21 protein-coding genes are annotated in these 23020 nt (G+C 59.9%); 8 read left to right on the top strand and 13 right to left on the bottom strand.

Annotated elements, in window-relative coordinates:
- Positions 1–2: 2 nt before the first annotated feature.
- The 5 genes from ACNA0R_RS08060 to ACNA0R_RS08040 all read right to left on the bottom strand — a co-directional run bounded on the left by ACNA0R_RS08060 (position 3) and on the right by ACNA0R_RS08040 (position 4397).
- Positions 3–1007: a Bug family tripartite tricarboxylate transporter substrate binding protein gene (locus ACNA0R_RS08060; RefSeq protein WP_415825428.1), complete on the bottom strand. Its 1005-nt coding sequence runs from the start codon at positions 1005–1007 to the stop codon at positions 3–5.
- Between the two features lie 42 nt (positions 1008–1049).
- Complete coding sequence (locus tag ACNA0R_RS08055; RefSeq protein ID WP_415825427.1) at positions 1050–2009, bottom strand: TRAP transporter substrate-binding protein; 960 nt, start codon at positions 2007–2009, stop codon at positions 1050–1052.
- Positions 2006–3013 carry a Bug family tripartite tricarboxylate transporter substrate binding protein gene (locus tag ACNA0R_RS08050; RefSeq protein WP_415825426.1) on the bottom strand — a complete coding sequence of 336 codons (1008 nt, stop codon included), beginning with the start codon at positions 3011–3013 and terminating at the stop codon, positions 2006–2008. Before ACNA0R_RS08050 ends, ACNA0R_RS08055 begins: the two co-directional genes overlap by 4 nt.
- A gap of 77 nt (positions 3014–3090) precedes the next feature.
- Entirely contained in the window at positions 3091–3846 is a 756-nt protein-coding gene (locus ACNA0R_RS08045; RefSeq protein ID WP_415825424.1) for an SDR family NAD(P)-dependent oxidoreductase, read from the bottom strand.
- A 14-nt stretch (positions 3847–3860) separates the two neighbouring features.
- Positions 3861–4397, bottom strand: a complete 537-nt coding sequence (locus ACNA0R_RS08040; protein WP_415825423.1) for a VOC family protein — start codon at positions 4395–4397, stop codon at positions 3861–3863.
- A gap of 589 nt (positions 4398–4986) precedes the next feature.
- Between ACNA0R_RS08040 and ACNA0R_RS08035 the strand changes: the two genes are divergently transcribed.
- Both ACNA0R_RS08035 and ACNA0R_RS08030 read left to right on the top strand, forming a co-directional pair.
- Complete coding sequence (locus ACNA0R_RS08035) at positions 4987–5190, top strand: cold-shock protein (protein WP_415825422.1); 204 nt, start codon at positions 4987–4989, stop codon at positions 5188–5190.
- A 73-nt stretch (positions 5191–5263) separates the two neighbouring features.
- Positions 5264–5512 (top strand): hypothetical protein, encoded by a 249-nt coding sequence (locus ACNA0R_RS08030; protein WP_415825421.1) that lies wholly within the window; start codon positions 5264–5266, stop codon positions 5510–5512.
- A gap of 68 nt (positions 5513–5580) precedes the next feature.
- Here the strand turns inward: ACNA0R_RS08030 and ACNA0R_RS08025 are convergent, their stop codons facing one another.
- Positions 5581–6324 carry an SDR family oxidoreductase gene (locus ACNA0R_RS08025; RefSeq protein WP_415825420.1) on the bottom strand — a complete coding sequence of 248 codons (744 nt, stop codon included), beginning with the start codon at positions 6322–6324 and terminating at the stop codon, positions 5581–5583.
- Between the two features lie 280 nt (positions 6325–6604).
- Between ACNA0R_RS08025 and ACNA0R_RS08020 the strand changes: the two genes are divergently transcribed.
- From ACNA0R_RS08020 to ACNA0R_RS08010, 3 genes are all read left to right on the top strand, one after another.
- The gene (locus tag ACNA0R_RS08020) at positions 6605–6946 is read left to right on the top strand and encodes a helix-turn-helix domain-containing protein (protein WP_415825419.1); all 342 of its coding nucleotides are present in this window, start codon (positions 6605–6607) and stop codon (positions 6944–6946) included.
- Positions 6947–7627: 681 nt separating this feature from the next.
- Positions 7628–8164 (top strand): helix-turn-helix domain-containing protein, encoded by a 537-nt coding sequence (locus ACNA0R_RS08015; protein WP_415825418.1) that lies wholly within the window; start codon positions 7628–7630, stop codon positions 8162–8164.
- A gap of 373 nt (positions 8165–8537) precedes the next feature.
- Positions 8538–9131, top strand: coding sequence for a zinc ribbon domain-containing protein (locus ACNA0R_RS08010; RefSeq protein WP_415825417.1), 594 nt, complete (start codon positions 8538–8540; stop codon positions 9129–9131).
- Between the two features lie 938 nt (positions 9132–10069).
- On the opposite strand, the gene ACNA0R_RS08005 is transcribed toward ACNA0R_RS08010, so the two are convergent.
- Positions 10070–10894, bottom strand: a complete 825-nt coding sequence (locus tag ACNA0R_RS08005; protein ID WP_415825416.1) for a hypothetical protein — start codon at positions 10892–10894, stop codon at positions 10070–10072.
- A 354-nt stretch (positions 10895–11248) separates the two neighbouring features.
- Between ACNA0R_RS08005 and ACNA0R_RS08000 the strand changes: the two genes are divergently transcribed.
- The 3 genes from ACNA0R_RS08000 to ACNA0R_RS07990 all read left to right on the top strand — a co-directional run bounded on the left by ACNA0R_RS08000 (position 11249) and on the right by ACNA0R_RS07990 (position 13344).
- Positions 11249–11803 carry a PH domain-containing protein gene (locus ACNA0R_RS08000; RefSeq protein WP_415825415.1) on the top strand — a complete coding sequence of 185 codons (555 nt, stop codon included), beginning with the start codon at positions 11249–11251 and terminating at the stop codon, positions 11801–11803.
- Between the two features lie 116 nt (positions 11804–11919).
- Positions 11920–12510, top strand: coding sequence for a phospholipase D-like domain-containing protein (locus ACNA0R_RS07995; protein ID WP_415825414.1), 591 nt, complete (start codon positions 11920–11922; stop codon positions 12508–12510).
- 465 nt (positions 12511–12975) lie between these two features.
- Positions 12976–13344 carry a hypothetical protein gene (locus ACNA0R_RS07990; RefSeq protein ID WP_415825413.1) on the top strand — a complete coding sequence of 123 codons (369 nt, stop codon included), beginning with the start codon at positions 12976–12978 and terminating at the stop codon, positions 13342–13344.
- A 642-nt stretch (positions 13345–13986) separates the two neighbouring features.
- Here ACNA0R_RS07990 and ACNA0R_RS07985 read toward each other — a convergent pair.
- From ACNA0R_RS07985 to acnA, 6 genes are all read right to left on the bottom strand, one after another.
- Complete coding sequence (locus tag ACNA0R_RS07985) at positions 13987–14568, bottom strand: hypothetical protein (protein ID WP_415825412.1); 582 nt, start codon at positions 14566–14568, stop codon at positions 13987–13989.
- Positions 14569–14611: 43 nt separating this feature from the next.
- Positions 14612–17704, bottom strand: coding sequence for an HsdM family class I SAM-dependent methyltransferase (locus ACNA0R_RS07980; RefSeq protein ID WP_415825411.1), 3093 nt, complete (start codon positions 17702–17704; stop codon positions 14612–14614).
- A 63-nt stretch (positions 17705–17767) separates the two neighbouring features.
- Complete coding sequence (locus tag ACNA0R_RS07975) at positions 17768–18061, bottom strand: XRE family transcriptional regulator (RefSeq protein WP_415825410.1); 294 nt, start codon at positions 18059–18061, stop codon at positions 17768–17770.
- A gap of 468 nt (positions 18062–18529) precedes the next feature.
- Entirely contained in the window at positions 18530–19540 is a 1011-nt protein-coding gene (locus ACNA0R_RS07970; RefSeq protein WP_415825409.1) for a serine hydrolase domain-containing protein, read from the bottom strand.
- A 124-nt stretch (positions 19541–19664) separates the two neighbouring features.
- Entirely contained in the window at positions 19665–20183 is a 519-nt protein-coding gene (locus tag ACNA0R_RS07965; RefSeq protein WP_415825408.1) for a 2'-5' RNA ligase family protein, read from the bottom strand.
- Positions 20184–20283: 100 nt separating this feature from the next.
- A complete protein-coding gene (acnA, locus tag ACNA0R_RS07960; RefSeq protein ID WP_415825407.1) occupies positions 20284–22974 on the bottom strand; it encodes an aconitate hydratase AcnA in 2691 nt (896 codons plus the stop codon).
- Positions 22975–23020 lie beyond the last annotated feature (46 nt).

Raw genomic sequence — 23020 nt, 5'->3', positions numbered from 1 at the left:
GCTCATTGCGCCTTGATCCCTGCATTGCGTATCGCCTGCCCGACGCGGGCATATCCTTCACGCGTCAGCGTGCCCAGCTCCGCCGGGGTGGAGGCCACCGGATCCAGCCCCAACCCGACCAGACGTTCCTTCACGCCCGGATCGGCCACCGCCTTCGCAACCTCCGCATTCAACCGCTTGACGATGTCGGCCGACGTCCCCTTGGGCGCATACAAACCGAGCCAGGTCGAGAACCGGAACTCCTTCACGCCCGCCTCGGCGAACGTGGGCACATCGGGCAATAGCGAAGAGCGCCGATCATTGGGCTGCGCCAGCGCCCGCAGCTTGCCGTCCTTGATGAAGGGCAGGGCGACCGACACCGCCGAGAACATCATCGGCACCTGCCCGCCCGCCACATCTGTCGTCGCCTGCGTCGCGCCCTTGTAGGGAACGTGCGCGAACGTCACCCCGGCGCTGGAGGCAAACAGCGCCATGGCGATGTGATGCGGACTGCCGGTGCCCCCGGTCGCATAGTCGATCTTGCCGGGCTGCGCCCGCGCCTTCGACAACAGGTCCGCCAGATTCTTGACGGGGAAAGCGCTATTGACCACAAGTACCCACGAGATATTCGCCATCTGGCTGATCGGCGCGAAATCCTTCAGCGGATCGAAGTTCACCTTGTCGCTGAGATTCACCGCGTAGTTCAGCACGCTGTCCGTGATCCCGCCCAAGGTATAGCCATCCGGCGCGGCGCGCGCGACACGCTCGGCGCCCAGCAGCCCCGACACACCCGCCTGGTTCTCGATGATGAAGGTCTGCTTCATGTTCTCGCCCATTTTGGCGAGCACCACTCGCGTGGCCACGTCGGCCGCGCTGCCGACCTGCAGCGGCACGATCACCTGGATAGGCTTGTTCGGCCAGCCCGATTGGGCATATGCGGTGGCGGTCGCCAGCGCGAACCCCGTGGCGAGCAAAAGGCCGGCCACGCGGCGGCGTGGCGCGGAACGACTCGATATCGATGTCGTCATAAGAATTTCCCCTCGTTATGGAAATGCTCGGCAGCGGACCGCTCAGCCCAGCTTGCCGACTTCTGCTTCGAGCAGACCCCATATGCGCGTACCGAGCTCATCCTTCCATTGCCGGTAGAAACCGCCGGCCAGCCTCCGCCGGAAGCTATCGGTATCCGCCGTGTTGAACCGCAGTCCGCGTTCGCGCAGTGTCTCGGCCAGGGCCTCGTTCAACGCGATGGTGTGCGTGCGCTGCCGCCCGACGTGCAGCTTCACATTCCGCAGCACAATTTCCCGCACGTCTTCAGGCAGGTCATTCCAGAAGGGCAGGTTGCCGATGATGTTGAAGCCCGACCACATATGCGAGGTCATGGACACGTGCGTGACCACCTCGTGCAGACGCAGCGAATCGATGATCGCCAGCGGGTTCTCCTGCGCCTGCAGCTTCCCCGTCTTCAGCGCGTCATACAGCTCCAGCACGAACAGCGGCACGGGATTGGCGCCCAGCGTACGGAAGGTCTCCTCGAACACCTTGCCTTCCGGTATGCGTATCGACAGGCCTTCCAGATCGCCGGCGTCATTGATCACGCGGCCCGTGGTAGCGATATGGCGAAAGCCGTTCTCCATCAGCCCATGAGGCATCAGGTACAGTCCACGCGCCGCCAGATCGGCACGCAAGGCATCGCCCAAAGCCCCGTCCATCGCACGATAAACATCGTCGTTGTCACGGAAGGCAAAGGGCAGGCTCTGCACATTCATCGCCGGCGCCAGCGGCCCCAGTATGCTGCCCATCAGCGCGTAGAACTGGATATCCCCGCCGATCACGGCATCGACGATCTCCAGATGGGACTTCTTCAGCCCGCCGTTATCGGCAACGACTTCGATATCGAGCCGGCCGGCTGTCTCTTCGCGCACCGCATCCCACAGATCCACCAGGAAAGGATGCACATGGCTGGCGACCGGCTGGTAATGGAACTGGCGCCCGCGCCATTGGGCCGCCGGGGACTTCATTGTGCCGCTCATTCCGTCTCCATCCCCGCCTGCTTGACCACGGTCGCCATGCGCTTGTTGTCGTCGGCCATGTATTTGGTCATCTCACGCGGCGTCATCACCAAGGGATCGATGCCGTTCTCGGCCAGCTTCGCCACCGTGCCAGGTGCCTTCAGCACTTGCGTCAATTCCTTCGACAGACGCTCTACCACGGCATCCGGCGTCGCCGCGGGCGCCACGATGCCGATCCACGACGCATAGTCGTAGCCCGGCACGCCCGACTCCGCCACCGTCGGCAGATCCGGCAGGATGGCCGTACGCTGCGCCCCCGCCACGGCGATAGGCCGCAGCTTGCCGGCCTTGATCAACGGCAGCACCGTACCGATGGCGTTGAACATCACCTGCGCTTCGCCGCCCGCCACGCCCACCGCTGCCGGGCTCGCGCCCTTGTACGGAACATGCATCATCCTGATGCCGGATCCGGCTTCGAACATCGCCATGGCGATGTGCTGCGGACTGCCGACGCCGCCCGTCGCATAAGAGACCTTGCCGGGGTTGGCCTTGACGTAGTCGGCCAGCTCACGGACGGTCTTCACGGGCAGCGACGGGTTCACCACCAGCACCGTGGGCAGCACGGCCACCATGCCTACCGGCCGGAACTGCGTGGCGGGGTCATAGCTGACCTTGCGGACGTGCGGCAGCACGCTCAGGATGGCGTTATTGCAACCGCACAGCGTGTAGCCGTCCGGCGCGGCGCGCGCGACCTTCTCGGCGCCGATCGCGCCGGATGCGCCGGTCTGGTTTTCCACGACGATGGATTGTCCCAGCGGCGTAGCGAGGCGTTCCGCGACGATGCGCAGCGCCAGATCGGAAGCGCTGCCGGTGGCCAGCGGTGTCACCAGGGTAATGGGGCGTTGCGGGTAAGCCTGGGCGTGGGCCGACGCGGGCGCCAGCGTCAGCAGTGCGGCCGTGCTACCGCACAGCGACGCGGCCACAACGGCGCGCAGGCGCCGGTAGACCATTTGGTATGGGTGCATCTTTGTCTCCTCGTTCTTGGGGTGGGCGTCCCATCTGGCGGGGACTGTCCCGAAGTGGCGTCTATGGCCGCGCCTGGCTACAACATGACTCGTGCTCCATTGGTGTCCAGATTCACGCCCGATACGAAGGACGCGCCATCGGAAGCCAGGTACAACATCGCGGCCACATGATCGTCCGGCGTGGCGAGCCGGCGCAGGGGCACCTGCGCCGCGATGCGGTCCAGGTCTTCCTTCGAACGCAGGGCCGCGACCCGCGCGGTCACCGTGGTCAGCGGCGCGATGGTATTGGCGGTGATCCCATGCGGCCCCAGCTCGTAGGCCAGGAAGCGCGTCAGCTGCGTGACGCCTGCCTTGGCCGCGCCGTACGCAGGGGAGGAGGCCGCATGCACGGTACGGCCCGAGATCGACGTGACGTTGATAATGCGGCCGGCGCGGGATTCCTTCAGCGGCGCGATCGCCGCGCGGCAGCACAGGAAAACGCTGCGCAGGTTCAGCGCCACCGTGCGCTCCCATTCCTCCAGGTCCATCTGCTCTACCGTCACCAGCTTGCGATAGCCGCCGGCGCAATTCACCAGCACATCCAGTCCGTGACCGGTGGATAGCACGGTATCGAAGGCCTGCCGCACCTGCTTCTCGTCGGTGATGTCCACTCCTATGCCCATCGCCCGCTCGCCCAGCGAGCTGGCGATCGACCGCACGGCGTCGGCCTGGATGTCCATCAGGAACACCCATGCGCCCTGCGCGTGGAAGGCGCGCGCCGCCTGTTCCCCGATACCACCGGCCGAGCCGGTAATGACGACGCTGCGGCCCGACAGCTCTGGATAAATCGGCATAGCTCGGGCTCCGCTTATTTATTGGCCGACGCTGCGGCGTCGGCCTTATTGGCGGCTTTGCTGGCGGCGTTGGCCCCCGCGTCCGTCCAGCTCGGCACACGCCCGGCCTTCACGGCTTCTTCCGCCGAGAAATTCAGCTCCACCTTGATGCCATTGACAGGCTCGCGCATGAACAGTTGGTACAGATCGGAGTTGTGCGCCTTGCGCTCGCTGAAGTCGACCCCATTGCGCGTCAACCGCTCGATGAACTCGTTAATGTTCTCGCAGTTGAAGCACACATGATCGATACGTCCCGACCCCATCGCGCCGCCAGCGGAGTAGTCGTCGCTCTCCTTATCGCCAGGCGTGCGCAGATAAGTGTCCTGATGCTCGGAGTGACGCGCCTTGCCGATATGAACCACGTCCTGGTCGCCGATGTACAGCCAGTACACCGGGAATCCAAATTCCGGGTGATAGCCGTTACGAAACCCCAGGTTGTCGCAGAACCAGTCGCGCGTGGCTTCCGGATCGTGGGTAAGAATCAGGATGTGCTCCATGAAGCGCAGTCCCATGCTTGTCTCCTCGTTGCGTTGTGGCGCCGGTCGGCGAACCGGGCGTGGCCGATGGCCGCCGGGACGTTGCCAGGCGGGCCTCGACGGGATCGTCAGGATTTATGGATGTTTGGGATGCAGGCGCTTGCGCGGATGGCCGAGAGCCACCCGATCCCCTGCCGGACGTTCGGCGCGTACCAATGCCGTTTTGTTATGCCTGTCCATAACCGTCTCCGCCTTATTGCCGTCTGCCGGCTGTAGTTTTGATAGGAGTGTATGGAGGCCGGCTACCCCAGTCCAATGCTGAATTTGTGGCGAGCCATCACATCTTGATATGCCCGCGGGCGGCGTGCCTAATGGGGCCACGGCCGCGCACTGCCTTCCTCATGCATAGAAAGTTTGTCGTTCAGGGCCCTGGCACACGCGGTAACCAAAGACGGCTACGTCCCCATGAGTCTTTCCTTGACACCGATCCTCGCGTGGCTCACATTGCATCCAAGACTCAAGTACCGCGATTTGTTCCATCCTGCGCCTGCGCGCTTCATTGTCCAAAGTCCTTTCCTTGATCTCCCGCTTGAAGGGGGCATCCCTTCCGTCTCAAGGAAAGCGCATGCAAACAGACATCGGAAGCCGCGGCGACGCCGGCAAGGGCCACGGATTCATCATGCCGGGCGCCGGCGGCAGCGACCGCTACGCGGAGTACTCCGCCATCGAAGGACCGGGGGCGGCCATGCCCGTAGACCCCTGGAAAGTCACTTTTTCGATAGGACAAGGCCCCAAGGGGCCGCAAACCGCGAATATCCGCATGCTGTGAAAAAAAGCCCTCGGTCGAGGGCTTTTTTGTTTGTTGCGGCGTTTGACTCGCCGCTTCGATACAAGGATCTGATATGGAAAACAACTCCGTCTATAAAGGCTATCGGCTGAGCGCCATCGTGAAACGAGAGACCGCCAGCAACCAGCCTGCGTTCACCGCCACGCTACTCGTCATACGCCATGAAGGGTCGGTCTCGTCCGCGCATGGCGTGCCGCAATTCGCGAAGGGCGGTGCGGTCCCAACGCCCCGCCGCGCGGTCGACGCCGCCATCCTGCACGGCCGGCAATTGGTCGACGAAATGAACCGGCTTCCCGCCGGCTGACGCAGCCGCTGCATCCCGCGTTCCGGGTTTGTGTCGCGGGCGCTGCGACGGGGCGGGCCGGCGCAACACTAGGCGTTGAAGCCGCCATCGATAGTCAGGCCCGCACCGGTGACAAACGCCGCCTCCGGGCTTGCGACATATGCCACCATTCCGGCGATCTCTTCCGCATGCGCATGCCTGGGAATCGCCATCAATCCGTGCAGCGTCGAAGCAAAGTCGCCGGATTGAGGATTCATGTCCGTATCCACCGGCCCGGGCTGCACATTGTTGATCGTGATCCCGCGCGGCCCCAGGTCCCGAGCCAGCCCCTGCACCAGCCCCCGCAACGCTGACTTGCTCATCGCATACGCAGCGCCACCCGGGAAGGGCATCCGCTCCGCATTGCAGCTGCTGATGTTCACGATACGACCGCCTTCGCCCATATGCGGCAACACCGCTTTTATCGCCACGAAAACCGCGCGTACGTTGACCTGAATGATCTTGTCGAAGTCTTCCAGCGAGATGTCGTCGACGGGTCCCAACACCGCTATGCCCGCGTTGTTCACGAGAATATCGACTTTCCCGAACTGGGCTGCGGCCTTATCAATGGCCCCCCTGACCGCCACGGCATCCGCCGCATCGGCCTGCAACGCCAGCGCACGGCCACCTTTCTGCTCGATGCTCGCGGCCAAGGCATTGGCCGTCTCGGCCGACCCCTTATAAGTGAAAACCACCGCTGCTCCATCGTCGGACAATCGCCGCACGATCGCCGCGCCTATGCCGCGGCTCCCGCCGGTAACGAAAGCAACTTTGCCAGCCAGTTTTGCAGTCATGTCTTGCCCCGAAGGATTGGTTGATGAAGAGAACTCGCTCCGACGCTTCGTAATGCGACGGCTCGAGAGGTGGCTGTGTTCCTGGTGCGGCAACCACCGCCGGCTCATCTTGAGCGCTCAAGCGCAATAGATCAATCGGAAACTCGGGGGCTGCCGGCCATCGTGTGCCGCCCTCGCGATCCACGTAGGAGCTTTCGAGCACTCTGCCTACTGCATGAGAATGAGAAGGACGCGCCCTGGGATTGGGTTGCTTCGCACGGACCCTGCATATCGGGGAGCCTTGGCGTTGATCGAGGCGATTCTCCACGAAACCCGGGACATGCCCGCGCGAGAAGATGCGACGCGTCCGTTGGCGGACCTGCTGGATCTCCTTACTGCAGCAGTCCATGAATACGAAGCCGACCACCATGCCATTCCTGCTTCATCGCCACGCGATGTATTGCGTTTCCTCATGGACCAGCACGGGTTGACTCAGTCAGACCTGCCCGAAGTTGGCAGCCAAAGCGTGATTTCCGAGATACTGGCTGTCCGAAGGACATTCAACACACGTCAGATCGCCGCCCTGATGCAGCGATTTCATGTCGGGGCTGATGCGTTTATTGAAAGAGGCCAGGGGTATTGAGGCGCGTTGTAGTGGTGCAATGCGGTTAATCATCGGCTAACGCCGCTTCTATCTGGCGATATCACTGGAGCCAAGCGGCTGTTTTCTAACAGCCTCGCAGATGAAAGACAGGTTCGATCCAAAGGAGTCAGCCGCGTAGCTCCGAAGCGGTCGTTCAGGTAATCGAACTGGGTCAGCACGAAGCAACCCTTACTTGCGGCCACCGCTTTTCGCATCGCTTTTGTTCAGTGGTCGTGGCCCAAGCGTCCCGCTTAGTTGAGCAGCGCGATGACGGACTTGCGTCCGATCGTTGCGGCTCTTGCGTGCGGGCGAACTGCCAGAGCCTCAGATACCCGCAACATCCATCGGCTCGACGAAAAGCTCGACGGTTACGACGGTCCGCCCGCGCGGGAAGTGCATCGCTGGGTGTGCCTCGCCGGGCGGTACCAACTGTACCGTAAGGTCTTGTCATAGTGTGCGGATGCGCCTGCGACCATCGCGATAGTGCCGGTGTGGGATCCGGCAAGACCACAAATGCCGTAAGCTATTTCTCTTGCCATCGGGGAGCAATGACCCGCAAAGTCACGGTCACATGCTGCGGATCAGAAACTCGAATGTTCCTGTGGGGAACTACAGTATTCCCAATAGGAATTAGGCATGGTACGCTAACGGCTCCTATCCAAGCCATACGAAGCCAGCCTTATGACGATCGACGAACCAAAAATAACCACGATCACCAGCATTTGCGTGATCCTTCTCCGCGAAGTGCGCGCGGAGCGCGGCATCCATCAGGCGCAGGTCGCCGACTGGATCGGCAAAACGCCTAGCGCTTGGACGAAAGTCGAAGCAGGTAAGAGTCCGCTGCAATTCGAGACTTTCATCCGGGTCTGCAACAGCATGCAAGTCGCACCGTCCGCCGTCATGGCAGCAGCGGAGCGGTACGCCGCGTTGCTCAGCCAAAGCGGCTGGGCGGTTCTCGCGTCGGAGTTGGCTTTTGAAGAGGACGGGCTGCTGGGCCAGGCGCAGAAATACTGGGCGTCGCCGGGTTGTCGTAACCAGCCAACAAATCGTTGGGGCTTCACGTCCGTGTTAAACGGCCCGATCTACAACATGGATCGTTCAATCAGCCTCGCCGCCGTGTTCCAGTTTGCACTCGATCCCGTGTTCCAAGAGTTACAGCTGAACCCTCCGCCAACGATCCCGAGTCACCCGCCTTCACCCGGTCCGTACGCGATCTAATCGTCCAGTTGACCCCATGACGACCTCCGATTTTTACGCCGGGCTCACCACCCTGCAATTGCCGCCCGATGGGGATCAGTACGACCTGGGTCACAGGCTTGCCCTGCGCCGCACATATGCGCACCTGATGAGTTCTTACACGATGGCGTTCAACCCACCCGACGCACTTGGGCGTTCAACATGCTCCAACGCGCGTTAGTCCGGATGACCGGGAGGTCACCCAGAAGCAAGACGTATTGAGGTGGTAGTGCTGGCATGAGCAGGACAGAATGGCTAGTCGGAGCGCTAGGCTGTGTATCGGGGATAATCCGGCCCAGATCCTGATTGCCCGATTCCATTTAGTAACGCCCATCCTACATGCCAGGAAAGCTGGATGAACAGTCAAGTAACGCAAGAGCCGCTAAGGTGTGTGGCGTGCAACACCACTATCGACGAGCTGTCATCGACCAAGCCAGAGCATCGCGTGCCGTGCCCCAAATGCGGTAGCACGGCGCGACTGATCAGCCTATCTGCAACCTCGACGATATCGCTCACTTCCGAGACTTCGGCTAGAGTGGTACCGCATCACGATCTTCTGATCGAAGAGGCGCATTCACTACTTTCGGCCGGCAAGCATAGCCTCGCGGTGTTAGTGGCCCACATGGCATGCGAGGTGGCCACAAGTCGCGTAATTGACGCCGCCTTTGGCAGGAGTTCCTTTCCCCATATGGCCGAAGCTATGCTTGCGTTCCTCAACGGGTATAGCCTCGCAAACCCTCGTATCAGGGAGTTTTACGCGTCGTTGACCGGTGACGATGTAACGCGGCTGCCATACTGGGCCAAATTCCAAGAGTCAGCGCGGCGTCGGAATGACGTAGCTCATACCGGACGAATCCTTAAACAACAAGAAAGTCAGGAATCGTTGACCGCGACGGCTTCTTTCGTGCTGCACATGAACGAAGTGCTGCGAAAACTTCAAGCGGACTAGAGCGCCCAGAGGTGGGAATTTTTTACATCAATTGCTGCTTCGAAGGAAGCGTCGGCCTTTGAACCGAATAACCTCCGCAGAATAACTAAGTCCAATTCCGGCGCCGATTAAACTAGCGGCGAGGCTACCGACCATGTTTGGCAAGCCTTGCCAGGCTTGCAGGCCGAGCCGGGCGGCAAGCGTCAACAATGCGGCCAAGAGATTCCTGCCTAGCACAGGCGAATGATCGGGAAGTTCATCTGCTTTCAAAGACTGCACTCGCTCGCTTCGATACCTATAAGTATTTCCTGTCCAGCTCGACAGCCCATTCACGGCGTTGTCCAGGATCCAGCAACATCAGTCGATCGGGCGATGGGTACGAATAGGACGTCCCCCAAGCTGCAATACTGGTTGAGCATGCGCTCGCATAAATGCCACTCGGTGCTTTCCCTCGTGCGCTATCAGAAGTCCCAGGGGTTCGATCCAAGCGTATTCGGCCTTGTTCGAACTATCAAAGTCATCTGCGTACTTCGCAATGCGGGCCGGAACGTCCGCTTCTGAGATATGGTCCGGTGCGCCGCTTATGCTAGCTCCGCGCACATGGTGCGGATCAACGCGAGCCTTGAAGGCCTTCCGCTTTGGTTTCGCTCCATCGATAAATGGAAGTACCACTTTTGCGAACTTCTACCCATCGAAAGCGCGATTTGCCATCGCTGCCCATCCAGTCGTTTAGGAACGCTTGGCCAGCATACTGTCGCCCGTAGCCGTCGACGGCCAGCTTGAGTTCACACAACGCGACGATGGCATGTTCAAGCGCCACTGTTGGCGGCGTCGGAATGGACGTGATCGGATTGACGACGCAGACCCTTATGCGGCTCGAGGTGACTATCCTGCGTCTTGACGTATGTATTCATGGTGTCTTCGGTGTATCCAGAGGTTCGACGCTTTACGCGAGATGATCAGTCCCGATCTCGATCGGCAGCGTACCGCCCAGAGCAGTAATAGCAGCGCAGTTCATGTCCACCGAAATCATCGGACCAGTTCGCAAGCTCGCCGAACGTCAGGCGGGCGCTGCAGTTTGAGCAGTCGGCGGGGAGGTTGTCGCCCTCCTCGTTGTCGCAGTACGTGCATCGATACCCGGTCTTCGAGTTTTTGTTGACAACCATGGTGTCGTTGCCGCAGGCCTCACATCCCAGGCGTACAGGGTCGGCGTCTGGGTCCATCGGGTTATCACTCGCTTCCTCGATCTCCGTAGCTTTCTTTACGGCGTCGTGAAGCTTGAATTCGTATTCGTCCGAGAGAACCTTGAAGATAGCCCTAGTCGCTTCGGGCATACGTTCTTCTACGTCAACAACGCCGTAGGAATCGAGGAAGTCGAGCACTGAGCGAAATAGGCGTCCGATCGTGATCCGGGCATCTGTCACATCGAGCTCGAATCTGTGGTGCTCAATGTCATTGCGCAACCGCTTCAACCACTCCAAGTCTTTCTTGAAGTCACCAGAAACAGCGCCTTCGTCTTCGTTGTTGATGAAGTTCACGGCCTCCCAGAGCCCGATCGTCTTGGCCGTTAAGGGGTCGATCTTGGGCGCAAACGGGTTTGCATAGATAAGTAAAGGGTGTTTGTCAGTGATGTGGTGCTTGAAGATTAATTCTATGAAGTGCGCCATGTGAAGCACGCAGAACTTATAGGCTTTTAAATCGCCATTGTCGCCCTCCGCGTACTTCTTCAGCGCCTCTTCCAGGCTGTCCATGGCGTTATCGAGCAGGTCCAGTTTTTGGTTCATTCGATCAGCCTGAGGTAGTTAGCGGTGAGAAAGAGTTTGCGTATGGGCCCTGCAGGGCGGCGGCGTGCGATTACGTTTTAACCGAAACTGTGCGCGGCGGCTAAGCCGGGTTGAACCTCGACGAAACCAACCCAGCCTAGGTACGCAGGGAAGGGTCGAAGTGCAAATGTGCGTCCCACGTGTCGTGGATACGAACGCACAGCTCCGCGATGTGTGAACAACGGGGGGAAAATCCACCTTAGGCGAACACGCGAGTTGTTTTGGGATAGGCGCCGCCGGCTACGCGGAGTAACATCTTGACATATGGCGGCGTCAAGCTGCTTTGTACCGTAATCAATACATATGGGCGACTGAATGGCCTTCGATTTCAAGAACGCAGCTCCCGCAGACCTGAAGCGCGAGTACAACAAAATCGCCGCCGAGATCGGCGATGATCAGTTCTTCACAAAGAGAGAGCTGAATCATCTCCCCTCAGTCCTTTCCGATGGCGAGCAGATCCTGGCATTCACGTCTGGGATGATGGACGGCAACACTTGGCTCATCACCTTAACCGACAGGCGCATCATTTTTTTGGACAAGGGTCTAATCTACGGCCTTAAGCAGACAGCGATAGATCTCGATAAGGTCAACGCGGTCTCGGGTGAGACCGGCTTGATGTTCGGAAGGATTGAAGTTGAGGACGGCGCATCCCGGCGGGTCATTAAGAACGTTTGGAAGAAGACGGTCGTAGCGTTTACCAACAAGGTTCAAGAGGCGATGGATGCGCGAAAGCTTAATCGAAGGTCAGGGCCGGTAGCAGGGGAGGGCGACGACGTGGTCAGCAAGCTTGAGCGCCTCGCTGCCTTATATGAAAAAGGAATCCTCAACCAGCAGGAATTCGCGGAGCAGAAGGCTAGGCTGTTGGCATAACGCCCATTCTCGTCCGCATCGAATACGCGCAGGCCGAAATTTTTTGAGGCGTTAGGCGACGCATGCTTCACGCACTTGGTCAACAATCCCTAAGCAACGGCTTCAAAAGAGGTTACATGCATCAAGTATTGACAGAAAACATTTGGAGTGCTGCCGCTAAGGTTAAGCGGGGCGCGACGATCGTAGTTTCCGCCTATGTCACTGATGATCCGTTGCACTTATCTGTTGGCGATACCCTGTACTGCGATGCATCTGATCAGATCGTCAAAAGCGGCACCACCAAAGTCGAAACGCTCGTAATGCTGCATAAACGCGGTGTGTCCATCGTCAGCGTTCCACGGCTGCATGCGAAAGTCGTTAGGACCGGCGGCCACGCGGTGATTGGGTCGTCGAATATGACTAAAAACTCCGAACAGCTGACGGAAGTCACCCTGTTGACGTCTGATGGTTCAATCGTTGCGCAAGTCGACGAGATTGTTGTTGCACTGGCGCAGTGTCCGTCTGCGTTACCACTCGATGAAGACGAACTCGCTCGCCCGAGCGCGATAGAGGTCAATAGGGATACAGACATGCTAGACGTGGGTGCCCGCTTGTGGATTACGGATTGGCTTCCGGTTGACGAGACCGAGAGCCTGGCGATCGCGCAGGAATTGGGCGACCTGTTTAACGATGGGGAAAAAGTGCAGCGGCGACTTCGTTGTCTATGAACGGCAGCAGGAGCTTGCGAGCCGAGTTCGTATAGGCGACCTGATTGTTACAGTCGACTGCCGCGACGATGTGGTTTATGGTCCGCACGCGGTAACCGGTGTAGTGCAAAGGAAGAAGAAGCGTCGCGGCGGGAAAGCTCCGATCATAGTCGCGCATGGTCCCGCTAATGGCAAATCAGATTGGCCTAGAGTGCGCGCCATTCTCACTCAGCACGGGGAGAAAGCGGACGAGGTGCTCGATAAGTTGATGTTGGTGAGCCGTCGGGCCGGCGACAATATACGAGAGCATCTCGTTCGTGATCCGGCCTCAAAACAGGATGCTGACTGGGCATAACCGTCACGTAAGCGCCATTGGCCGTGGCACGTCGGGACGCCTTTCCCGTCTGCATTGAATACACGCCTGACTTCCGCTGCACCGCTGCTGTGGTTAAACACGCATCCGCCCATCTTTGAGAGCGAACAAGAATGAAAAAGATGATCCCTATTCTGATCTGCGCTATAGCGGAGGTATATGCGCCGGCGGCGGGATACGCTGCCGTTCCGACCACGTTTTCCGGCACACAGGCTGCCGCCTACAAGGGAAGCTATCAGGCGCAGCGCAACTTGGCGTACGGATATGTCGCATGGCCGTACAAGGGTCAGGTCAAGAACCCCGTTCTTGGCTGCGCATGGTATTTGGTTGTGCTCAATTCGGGAAGTCCCGATGTCGGGCCGGGCGACGTCGGAAATGTTCGCGTCTACTGCGGTCAGCTTGACCTCGACGCGCAATCAGCTGCGATTGCGCAAGCTCGAAGGATTTATCGAAAAGTTTATGGACGCAACCCGAACTTTTAACCGTGTCGGTTCTTCGTAGTCGTCGTCACACAACGCGATTCGACCGTCTTCACAGGTTGGGCGGGGCATCGATGTCCTTCCCACACCCAGCCTTGACCCAGGTGTCGAAGTTCATTCAAGTTGGAATTTTGGTCATGCAACTTGGAACTGGACAACTTATGTCGGCTCCACGTGGAGCGCGGATTTCGACCCGATTTTCGGGTGTAGGTGAGTCGGGCAAGGAGATGTCCGGCGAAGCGACTATAAGGACATACGCCGCGCCTCCGGCAGGCTTCGTGTCCCATACCGCGCTGACTCGCGATCCGGCGGATGACGCCGGGCGCCATGACGGCGATGCGGTCGGAGATGCTCGGTACTTCGCTCCGGTCGTGGATGACGAATAGAGGCCTTCACCGAAGGAGCTGTGCGATGGCCAGCGACCGTTACCGACCCAAAGCGGAAGTTCAGATGTGCCCGGATAATCCCCCCGCACCAACGACTGCTGCGCAGCGATCGCAGTCCGCGGCCTCTACGAGCCGAGCTCGCACTAGCTCTTACCAAGCAGTCCTTCGGATTCGCTACCCTGCCCGCCAAAATGCATGTCGAGGGGAGCCGCATAATCATGAAAGTAGTCCAGGTTGCGATTGGATGTCTCGTGAATTGTTACGGCCAAGACAAGAGATGGTGTTCGACGCTCATGCTGTGCCCAGAACTGCAATCGTGTGTGGAAGTGAATCGCGTGGGGCGCCCTGCTATCGAGAGATGATCCTGCTCAGCGATCAGTCGCAATGCAGCGCTGCGTAGCTTCATCACCCGGCGCAGCCCTCGGCGCGCGGTGGCGTTGTTGCCGTTCATCACGTAGCCGATCATCGTCGCCATCGGGAGCCCTTTGGCGTATTGGCCAGATACGAAGCGCATTAGGCCGTCGTCGACGTACGGCCCGCAATAGTTGCGGACTCGAGTCCCATAGGTCACGTTCAGCCGCTTGCATTCGTACGCTAAATAGACCTCTTCATCGTCCCCCACTGTCAGCACAAAGTCGATGCTGCTCGGCGTCGTCACGTAGCCGTCCGCATGCTCTTCCTGCAGGGAATACTGGTATTCAATACGGCCAGGCACCTTCTTTTTCCTTCTGAGGGCCTTTACGAGATGCACAGTAATGTGATCCTCATGCGTCATCGCGCCCTTCCTGGATTGCAAGGGCTTGATGCAAACCGGCCATGCGTCCTCGATCGCTTCGGCCATCTGCTCGCCAAGGTCTCGGAACTGAGCGAGCCAGACTCCAGGGCTACCCGCGAGCACGAAGCGTCCCTTCCTGTCCATGGCGGGCGGCGGCGGCCGCCAACTCTGCGGCGATTTGCTCTGCGTCCGCGAGTGCGGTGGACCGAAGCCAGTGCCGGAGCGCGGCGGGCTTCACTAGATACATGTCGCGGCCGTCGACGATGCGCAGATCAGGCATCAGTTGCACGTTGCCAGGCATCTCCATCGAAAGCTTCGCGGTGATTGGCTTGAGGAATTCGTTGAACTCGCTCGAAGTGTCCTCCGCATACGGCGTAACGGCATCACCAATCGTCAACTTCAACACGGCGACGTCTGTAGCGCGTACCGCCAGCGACGCGCTGACTGGTACGCGGAAGTGCGACGCTAGGGCTTTGCAAAGCATGGCCGCATAGGCCTCGCGCTGGACCGGCGAAGCAGCCGCCCAGATAGGTTGCAGTCCGGCGCTGCGCCTGGGCTGCATGGCAGGGATGACTGCGTTGACCGTGTCCTCGACGATGGCCACGTCACTGGCGTCGAGCCCGTAGTAATCGAACACTAGGCGGTCGATCTTGCTCAAGACGTCATCTTGGGCGACAAGCACCTTCTGCGCGTTCGCCATCTCCCGCTTGATCAGCGCGGCGATTTCTTTCTCCGCCTTCAGCGCCCTCTCCGGATCCGGCATGTTCTCTGGGACGTCGAATGGAAGCTTCAGCAGTTCACCCTGATGCACCTTGGCTCGATCAGCGCCGAGGTTTGCCGTGTCATGGAAATAGAACCAGGCCGCCAAGCTGCTGTTCAGCACCGCAGTAAGCACCATACCCATTCGCCGTTGCGCTGGCGGCACGGTTAGGGCCTGGAGCGAGTGCTGAAACACGAAATCCTGATCGCTGAACGCAGCTCGCACTCGACCCACGGCGCGCTCCACCCCTTGCGGAATCATGATATGAGGCCCGCGGAACCCAGCTTCGAAGCCAGCCCGATGTACGAGCGCATTTGGCCATGGCGGATTCTCTACCTTCGGAAGCGCGATGGACTGAAATTGGCTCGCGTGCAGATACGGCAGACGAGTCACGATTTCGGCCGTGGTCGTCTGGTATTCGTCATCATCTAGGCGATCCTCTTGTGCTGGTTTAAAGCCCTGCCCGATCACCCAATGCTCGTCGCGGTTGAATTCATGCTTGGCGCGTTTGAACGCCTTAGACTCGCGAACGAATGATGCTAAGGACGGGATTGTCCGGAGATATTGCAGCAGCCGCTCCTCCGGAGCTCGCGCCCACAACCGACGCTTGAACGCGGTCGGATCAATTGCGACTCGGTCGGAGCGAAACGTCAGGCGATCCGCTCGAGACAGCGTCACCAGTCGCTTGAGTCGAAGGTTGAGGTCAGCCTTGGGAACCCAGTACTCGAACCGGTAAGGAGCCTTCTGCTGTTGCGGGCTGTAGAGCACAAAGGCGGTTGGGCGTGCCGCTCCGTCGAAAAGCTGGAAGCACAGATCCGACAGATTGATGATCCGCCGGATCGTGGATCGCTCCAGCAACATTTTTCGTGCGGCTTGGCTGTCGGTGTTGTGCAGGGTTCCCATGGCCGGCAGCAGGAACGCAACGAGTCCGGTGGCCTTCACGCTCTCCAGTGCTTTCCATACAAAACCCCATGCGATGTCTTTGGCCGGTAGGAGATACCCTTTAGCCTTGGCCCAGTTCTGAGCGGTCGTTTCTAGTCCTGCGCGCCCTTTCCAGGGAGGATTGCCGATGATCACGTCATACGCCGGCGCCTCTTTGACGCTGAAGAAGTCCGCCCCGGGGTGCAGCGTCTTGCCATACAGCGGTGGCAGCAATTTCCCGGCTTTGATGAGCCTGGGTAGATCAGAAGGACTGGAGAGTTCAAGTAGCGCGATGTAGAGCGAAAAAGACGCGACACGCACGGCCGACGAGTTGATGTCGCCGCCATGTAGTCGACTGGCGAAGCCCTTTAGCTCTGCCCAGGTGGCATGTCGCTTGCCCTTGACGTGACAGTGATGCGCGACTAGGCGCTGGAACAACCGCACCAGGAAGATGCCGGAGCCGCACGCCGGATCGCAATAGATGCCGGCCGCCTTCTGATCGTCGGTCAGCTCGTCCCAGAGTTGGTTGACGACGATGTCGGCCAGGAACATTGGGGTGTAGAACGCTCCATCTGCGTTCTTTTTAGAGGATTCCTCCTTTAGGAATCTGTCGTAGACCGCACTGATCAGGCCGATCGACATATATCGGAAATCGTAGCCCCAGAACCGAAGCTGCCGAGTGGCCATGTCCTCGCGGCCATGACGGAACCGTGCGAGCACGGCCAAGTGAGCGGGCTTCAGCTTCGGCGGCGGTCTATCCCCGGTTTCGAAGGCACACGGCGCCTTGAAGAGATTGCCGTTGAATGCCTCATGCAGCCAGACATACAGCTTCTCAAAAGGCGCAGGCTTTCCGGCGTCGAGCAGTTCCTGGAGACTTCCGTAGCGACCCTGCGACGCGGCACGGAAAACCGTCTCTCCGATGATCTGCCGGTCTTCCAGGTAGGCCACGAACATCGTCTGCATCAGCAGAGCCTGGGCCGGTTCTGCGCCCAGTTCGTCTTTGAGCCCTTGAAACGCTGTCAGCAGATTGATCAGCAGGACGTTGTCGACCCGATCGCCTGGATTGAAGTAACCGTCGTTCTCGAACCAGTACCGCCCGGACTCCGTGGCATCAAGCAGTTCGCGTAGCGCGAGCGCGTCGGTCAAAAGACTGAGTGTTTTGATCAGTCGCGGATCCTTGCCCCGGCTCTCGTCGCGGTACAGTGGTCGCTGGACCAGCGAATACGCCGTCAGCTCGTCATCGCGAATGACGAGCAGCAAGCTCATCAATCCCTGGTTCCACAGGATTCGGTGGAGCTCATTGACACGTTCCAAGGAAACATTCGGATCGCTCAGAAATCCAATCGTGGGAACGCCGTTGATGCAACTGACAGCCGACAGCCCCAACTCGCCCAGCGCAAAGCGGATCGCGTCGGCGTGTGCGCCTGCAGCGACGCTACTGCCCGCCGCATAGAACTCGGGCGCCCGACGGCGGTCGAGTGCCAGGGCGCTGACCCAGCGGGATTCGATCACTGCACTCATGAACCGTGCCGTCCCGGTCGCGTTGAGGTCTTCGCGCGGTCCAGCGCGCTCCCGCTTCGACACTCATTCATTGGCAAACCCCAGCGTCGTCTGCTTGTCACCTGCAAACCGCCCGTCCACTGCGGCACCACGTGGCCGCTTCTTGAGCGGCTGCACTCGTGCCACTACGGGTTCGTAATCGATCTGATGGGCGGACATTTCAGCGAGGAGACTGGCGATCAATGCGAGATGGAAGGGGACCTCGCCCCTTTTCTTGTTGTTGGAAACCGAGTTGGGCTGCATGCCGATCAAGTTAGCGAAACGCTTGACGCTAAGGCCTGCCTTGTTCAGCTCAGCAAGAAAATCTTCGTAGGTCATGCTGCGGTCGGATCATAATTTAATGAGATTAAAGCACATAAAAACATGAGCTCCTAGTCCAAACCATTGCCGACATCGGTTGTGGACATCGGCTTGACGAATTTCACCGCTCAGCGCTGCCGGCTTTACGTCAATTGCCGGTCATGGCCGAGGCGGTCGCTCATACCGGCGAGGGCAGTGACTCAGTTTCGGCCCTGAAGCGGTCAGGTCAAGAATAAATGGTGACCGGCAGCTTTTGCCCGAGAGCAGTCATCGAGCGCCAGTGCAGAGCCGAGTCCAGCGCGGCCGGCGGCCTTGCGTCACGACGCCGCCTCCCTGCGTTGCCCCAGTCCTGACACCAATCATCCTTCTCAATCCAGTAGACGCCAAAGTCACATGGCTCTACTTGACGCCGGAGTCTCCTGATCGCCTCACTGACGAATTCAAAGCAACGACGACGCTAAGAATGGATAGCCAAGCAGCGAAACCTCACAGCGGACCGATGCCCAGCCACCGCAGGCAGGGATGGTCGCCGGGCACCGTCGCAGGCAGGATGGAGTGAGCGATCCGCAGGCCGCGTGCTGAATTGGTGAACCACGCGACGGCGTCTCTTGTGGTGCGGTTGGCCACGACGAGGGCCCGAAAGCCTGGGCTGTTGCCCCAATGGAAAAAGCAGGTTTCCGCGGGTTCAAGGCCCACCCCCAGGCCCCACGCCACATGCGGGTCGATGGGATTGACGCCTGGCAGATCTTCGGCATTGTCGCCCTGACGGGTATTTACGCGGGGTATGAACCAAGCGTCGTACGTCGATGCGGATAAGCCACCACCTTGCGACAGCACGTGCTGGACGAAGGCAATGTAGTCGGATGCCGTCGTCACGAGCGACCAGGATGCTTGTGCGGCAGCATGGCGCCGCTTGGGGACCGGTTCCCCGTCCCACTCATGACCCTGCGCATGGTTGTGCTCGAAGTCTTCGTGCCAGGCGAGGCTGGAACGCAGCATGGCCAGAGGTTGGAAAACTCGTTCCTGTGCGAGCGCCGCCAGCGGATAGCCAGTGATCGTCTCCATTGCCTTCTGCAGCCAGGCAAATGCACTGCTGCCGTAGCTGAAACGCTCGCCTGGATCGAAATAGGTTCGCAGGGGGGCTTCCGGCCTCACGATATTCGGCAGGCCGCTTGTGTGCGTCAGGACGTGAAAAGCCGATATGCGCCGAGACCTGGGATCGGCCGGGATGTGCTCACCGCATATGTCGACCAATGGGCGGTGCAGGTCCAATAGGCCCTGTTCGACGAGTTGCAGCACGAGATAGGCAACTACCGGCTTTGTTAGCGACGCGGCTTCGAAAACGGTCTCAGCATCTACGCTCGATGGGTCGCGCGCGCCTCGGATGCCGCAAGAAACCGTGATGTCTCTTTCACCGTTGCGCAGGGTCGCGAGCGATACGCCGGGGATGAGGCGCTCGCGGGTGGCTTCTTGGATGATGTGTTCGATGTCGAGCATAGCGAGCTATCGTGCCGTTCGTGCGTGATACCGACCGAGGAGGCGCCGCGGCGGTGGCCGTCGTTTCGAGCGTAACCAGGAACTGCCGTTCGAGTTAGCCGGATGGGGCGTGTACTCCCGTGCGTCAACGCAGCAATTCAAAAGCGCACGCCTCCCGCCACAGGCCGGAGGAATTTTCTAACAAGCTCACTGCGTTGCATTGACCGACGATAGGAGGACGGGAACGCATTCCGGTCGTCAGTTCTGTCTCGGCGATTGTGGCGCTCCGTTCATCTCCGTGCGCCACGGTCAGGTGAGGAATCACCCCCGCGTACTGGCCGCTATAGGGTGGGAATTCCGGAAACTGCTTTACAACCCTTGTTGTCAACGCGATGAAGGGCTCGGCGGGGACGGGGGCCAGGTAAGTGGTTTTCTCGAATCTGCCGATTGAATCCAATGTATAGGAGAACGCAGGGACGGTAGCAAAAATGCTCCGTAAACGATTCAAGACCTCCGGTGTCACGGATTCCGGCGGCATGAACGGAAAGAGAATAGTGATGTGGGCGGGCACGCCAAGTTTCGACGTTGCGTCGTACCTGTTGCGTAGTGAACCCACCACTGCGTCCGCTTCAGGAGTCTTGACGATTAATGCGCTGGCAGCCATCCCGCCTCCCGTTGCACATGGGAGCGCAAATAGTAGCAACCGAAAACCGTTCGAGGAAGTGGGCGTCTATTCTCGGTTATGACGTGCTACCCCACTTTATTCAGGCATGTCCCGTCCCAGCCACATGGCGATCCAGCCGCTGCCTCAACACGTAGGGAAGGATCCCGCCATTCCTGAAATAGGCCTCTTCGATCGCGGAATCGATACGCACCTTCAAGGGCACCTTCACCGTTTCCCCGTCCCGCCGATGGATGACGAGTTCGAAAACCTGCCCGGTGCGAACGTTATCCATATCCCCGTTCACATCGAAGCTCTCCTCTCCAACCAGCCCCAAAGTCTGCGCGCTGACACCTTCAGGAAGCTCCAGCGGCAATATCCCCATGCCGACCAGATTGCTGCGGTGGATACGCTCGAAGCTGCGCGCGATCACGGCGCGCACGCCGAGCAGGCTGGGGCCTTTCGCCGCCCAATCGCGGCTGGACCCATTGCCGTATTCCTCGCCCGCGAAGACGATCATCGGCACGCCTTCGGCCGCGTATTTCGTGGCGGCTTCGAAGATACTCATGCGTTCGCCATCCGGCTGGTGCAAGGTATAACTGCCCACCTCACCGACCATCAGGTTGCGGATGCGAACGTTCGCGAAGCTGCTGCGCACCATGACGCGGTCATGCGCGCGGCGCGATATATAGCTGTTGAAATCACGCGGCTCCACACCCAGCGATATCAGGAATTTTCCAGATTCTGATTCGGGCGGGATCGAACCGCCGGGGTTGATGTGATCGGTGGTCACCGAATCACCCAGGATCGCCAATGCGCGGGCGCCTTTGATTGCGCCCTTGGACGGAATATCCAGCGTCACGCCGTCGAAGAAGGGCGGACGCTTCAGATAGGTCGAGCTGGCGTCCCAGACGAACAGGTCGCCTTTGGGTGCGGGCAGCGCCTCCCATAGTTCGTTCTTCTGTCCAGCCTGGGCATAAATGCCAAGCACATGCTTGGGATCCTGCGCGACGGGCAAGGCCTGCGCCATCTCTTCCGCCGTGGGCCAGAGATCGGCCAGATAAACCTTCTTGCCGTCCGGTCCTGCGCCCAGGGCATCGTTGGCAGGATCGAAATCCGCTCTTCCTGCGATGGCGAACGCCACCACCAGCGGCGGGCTCATCAGGAAGTTTGCCTTGATGGCCTGGTGGATGCGTGCCTCGAAATTCCGGTTGCCTGAGAGAACCGCGGCCACGGTCAGATTGCCGTCATTGATCTGGCCCAGAATCTCCGCATCCAGTGGACCGGAATTCCCCATGCAGGTGGCGCAGCCGTAGCCTGCGACGTTGAAGCCCAGGGTGTCCAGATACTGGTCCAGGCCGGTGGCCTGCAAGTACGAGGTCACGACGCGGGAGCCGGGTGTGAAGGATGTCTTCACATGCGGCGCGGCTTTCAATCCCTTTTGGACGGCCTTTTTAGCCAATATCCCGGCCGCCAACATCAGCCGGGGATTGGAGGTATTGGTACAGGAAGTAATGGCGGCCAGGACGACATCGCCATGACGCAGCGCTTTGCCGTCACCGGAACCGGAACCGGACCCTGATCCCGATCCGGCGGACGCCTCCTGAGGCAACAAACCACGCACTTTTTCCTTCAGGTCACTGAGCGCGATACGGTCCTGCGGACGTGAAGGCCCGGCTACGCTCGGCACCACGGAAGCCAGGTCGATATGCACAATATCGGTGTAATCGATCTGACCCAGCGACGGCATGCCGAACATGCCCTGCGCCTGGAAATATGCCTTCAAGGCCGCGATCTCCGCCTTGGTCCTGCCGGTGGCTTGCAGATATTCCAGCGTATTGGCATCGACCGGGAAAAAGGCCGCCGTCGCGCCATACTCGGGGGCCATATTCGATATGGTCGCGCGGTCCGGCGCGGTCAGCGCCGCCGCGCCCGGGCCGAAGAATTCGACAAATTTTCCGACGACTTTCTTGGCACGCAAAGCCTGGACCACCGTCAGCACGATATCGGTGGCCACAATGCCGGGCGCCGGCGCGCCGGTCAGTTCCACGCCGATCACGTCGGGCGCGACCAGGTATATCGGCTCGCCCAGCATGGCGGCTTCGGCTTCGATGCCGCCAACACCCCAACCCAGCACGCCGATGCCATTCACCATGGGCGTATGGCTATCGGTGCCGACCAGCGAGTCGAAATACGTCACACCGCCTTTCTGATGCACACCGCGCGCCAGGTTTTCCAGATTCACCTGGTGGACGATGCCCGAGCCCGGCGGAAAGATACGGAAGGCCTTGAATGCGTTGGCCGCCCATTTCAGGAACGAATACCTTTCCGCATTGCGCTCGTATTCGATTTCCATATTCAGCTTGAGCGCATCGGCCGATCCGGCATGCTCGACGATGATGGAATGGTCGACGACCAGATCGACCGGCACCAGGGGCTCGATCTCCCCCGGCACCATACCGAGCCCGGCGGCAGCGTCACGCATGGCGGCCAGGTCCGCCAGCAGCGGCACGCCCGAAGAGTCCGGCGCCACGATACGCGACACCACGAACGGGACTTCGCCGCTGCGCTCGCCGTTCGGCTGCCATCCGGCCAATTGGCGCAGATGGTGCTCCTGCACGCTGGCGCCGTTCAGATTACGCAGCACGGATTCCAGAATGACGCGTATCGAATGCGGCAGGCGGGAGATTTTCCCCAGGCCCATTTCCTCCAGCACGGCCAGCGAGTAGAAGCGGCTGTCGGGGCTTCCCTCGATGGGAAGCGGACGCAGGGTATCGGCGGGTTGGAATGCCATGGTCTCCTCGCTATTCGGATGTGCAAGCTGAATGCGGTCGCCGCGT

It is taken from the genome of Bordetella sputigena (genome assembly GCF_965137885.1).
Taxonomy (GTDB): domain Bacteria; phylum Pseudomonadota; class Gammaproteobacteria; order Burkholderiales; family Burkholderiaceae_B; genus Bordetella_C; species Bordetella_C sputigena.
The sequence above is the reverse complement of the archived record's forward strand: the minus strand, read 5'-3'. Positions and strand labels throughout refer to the sequence as shown.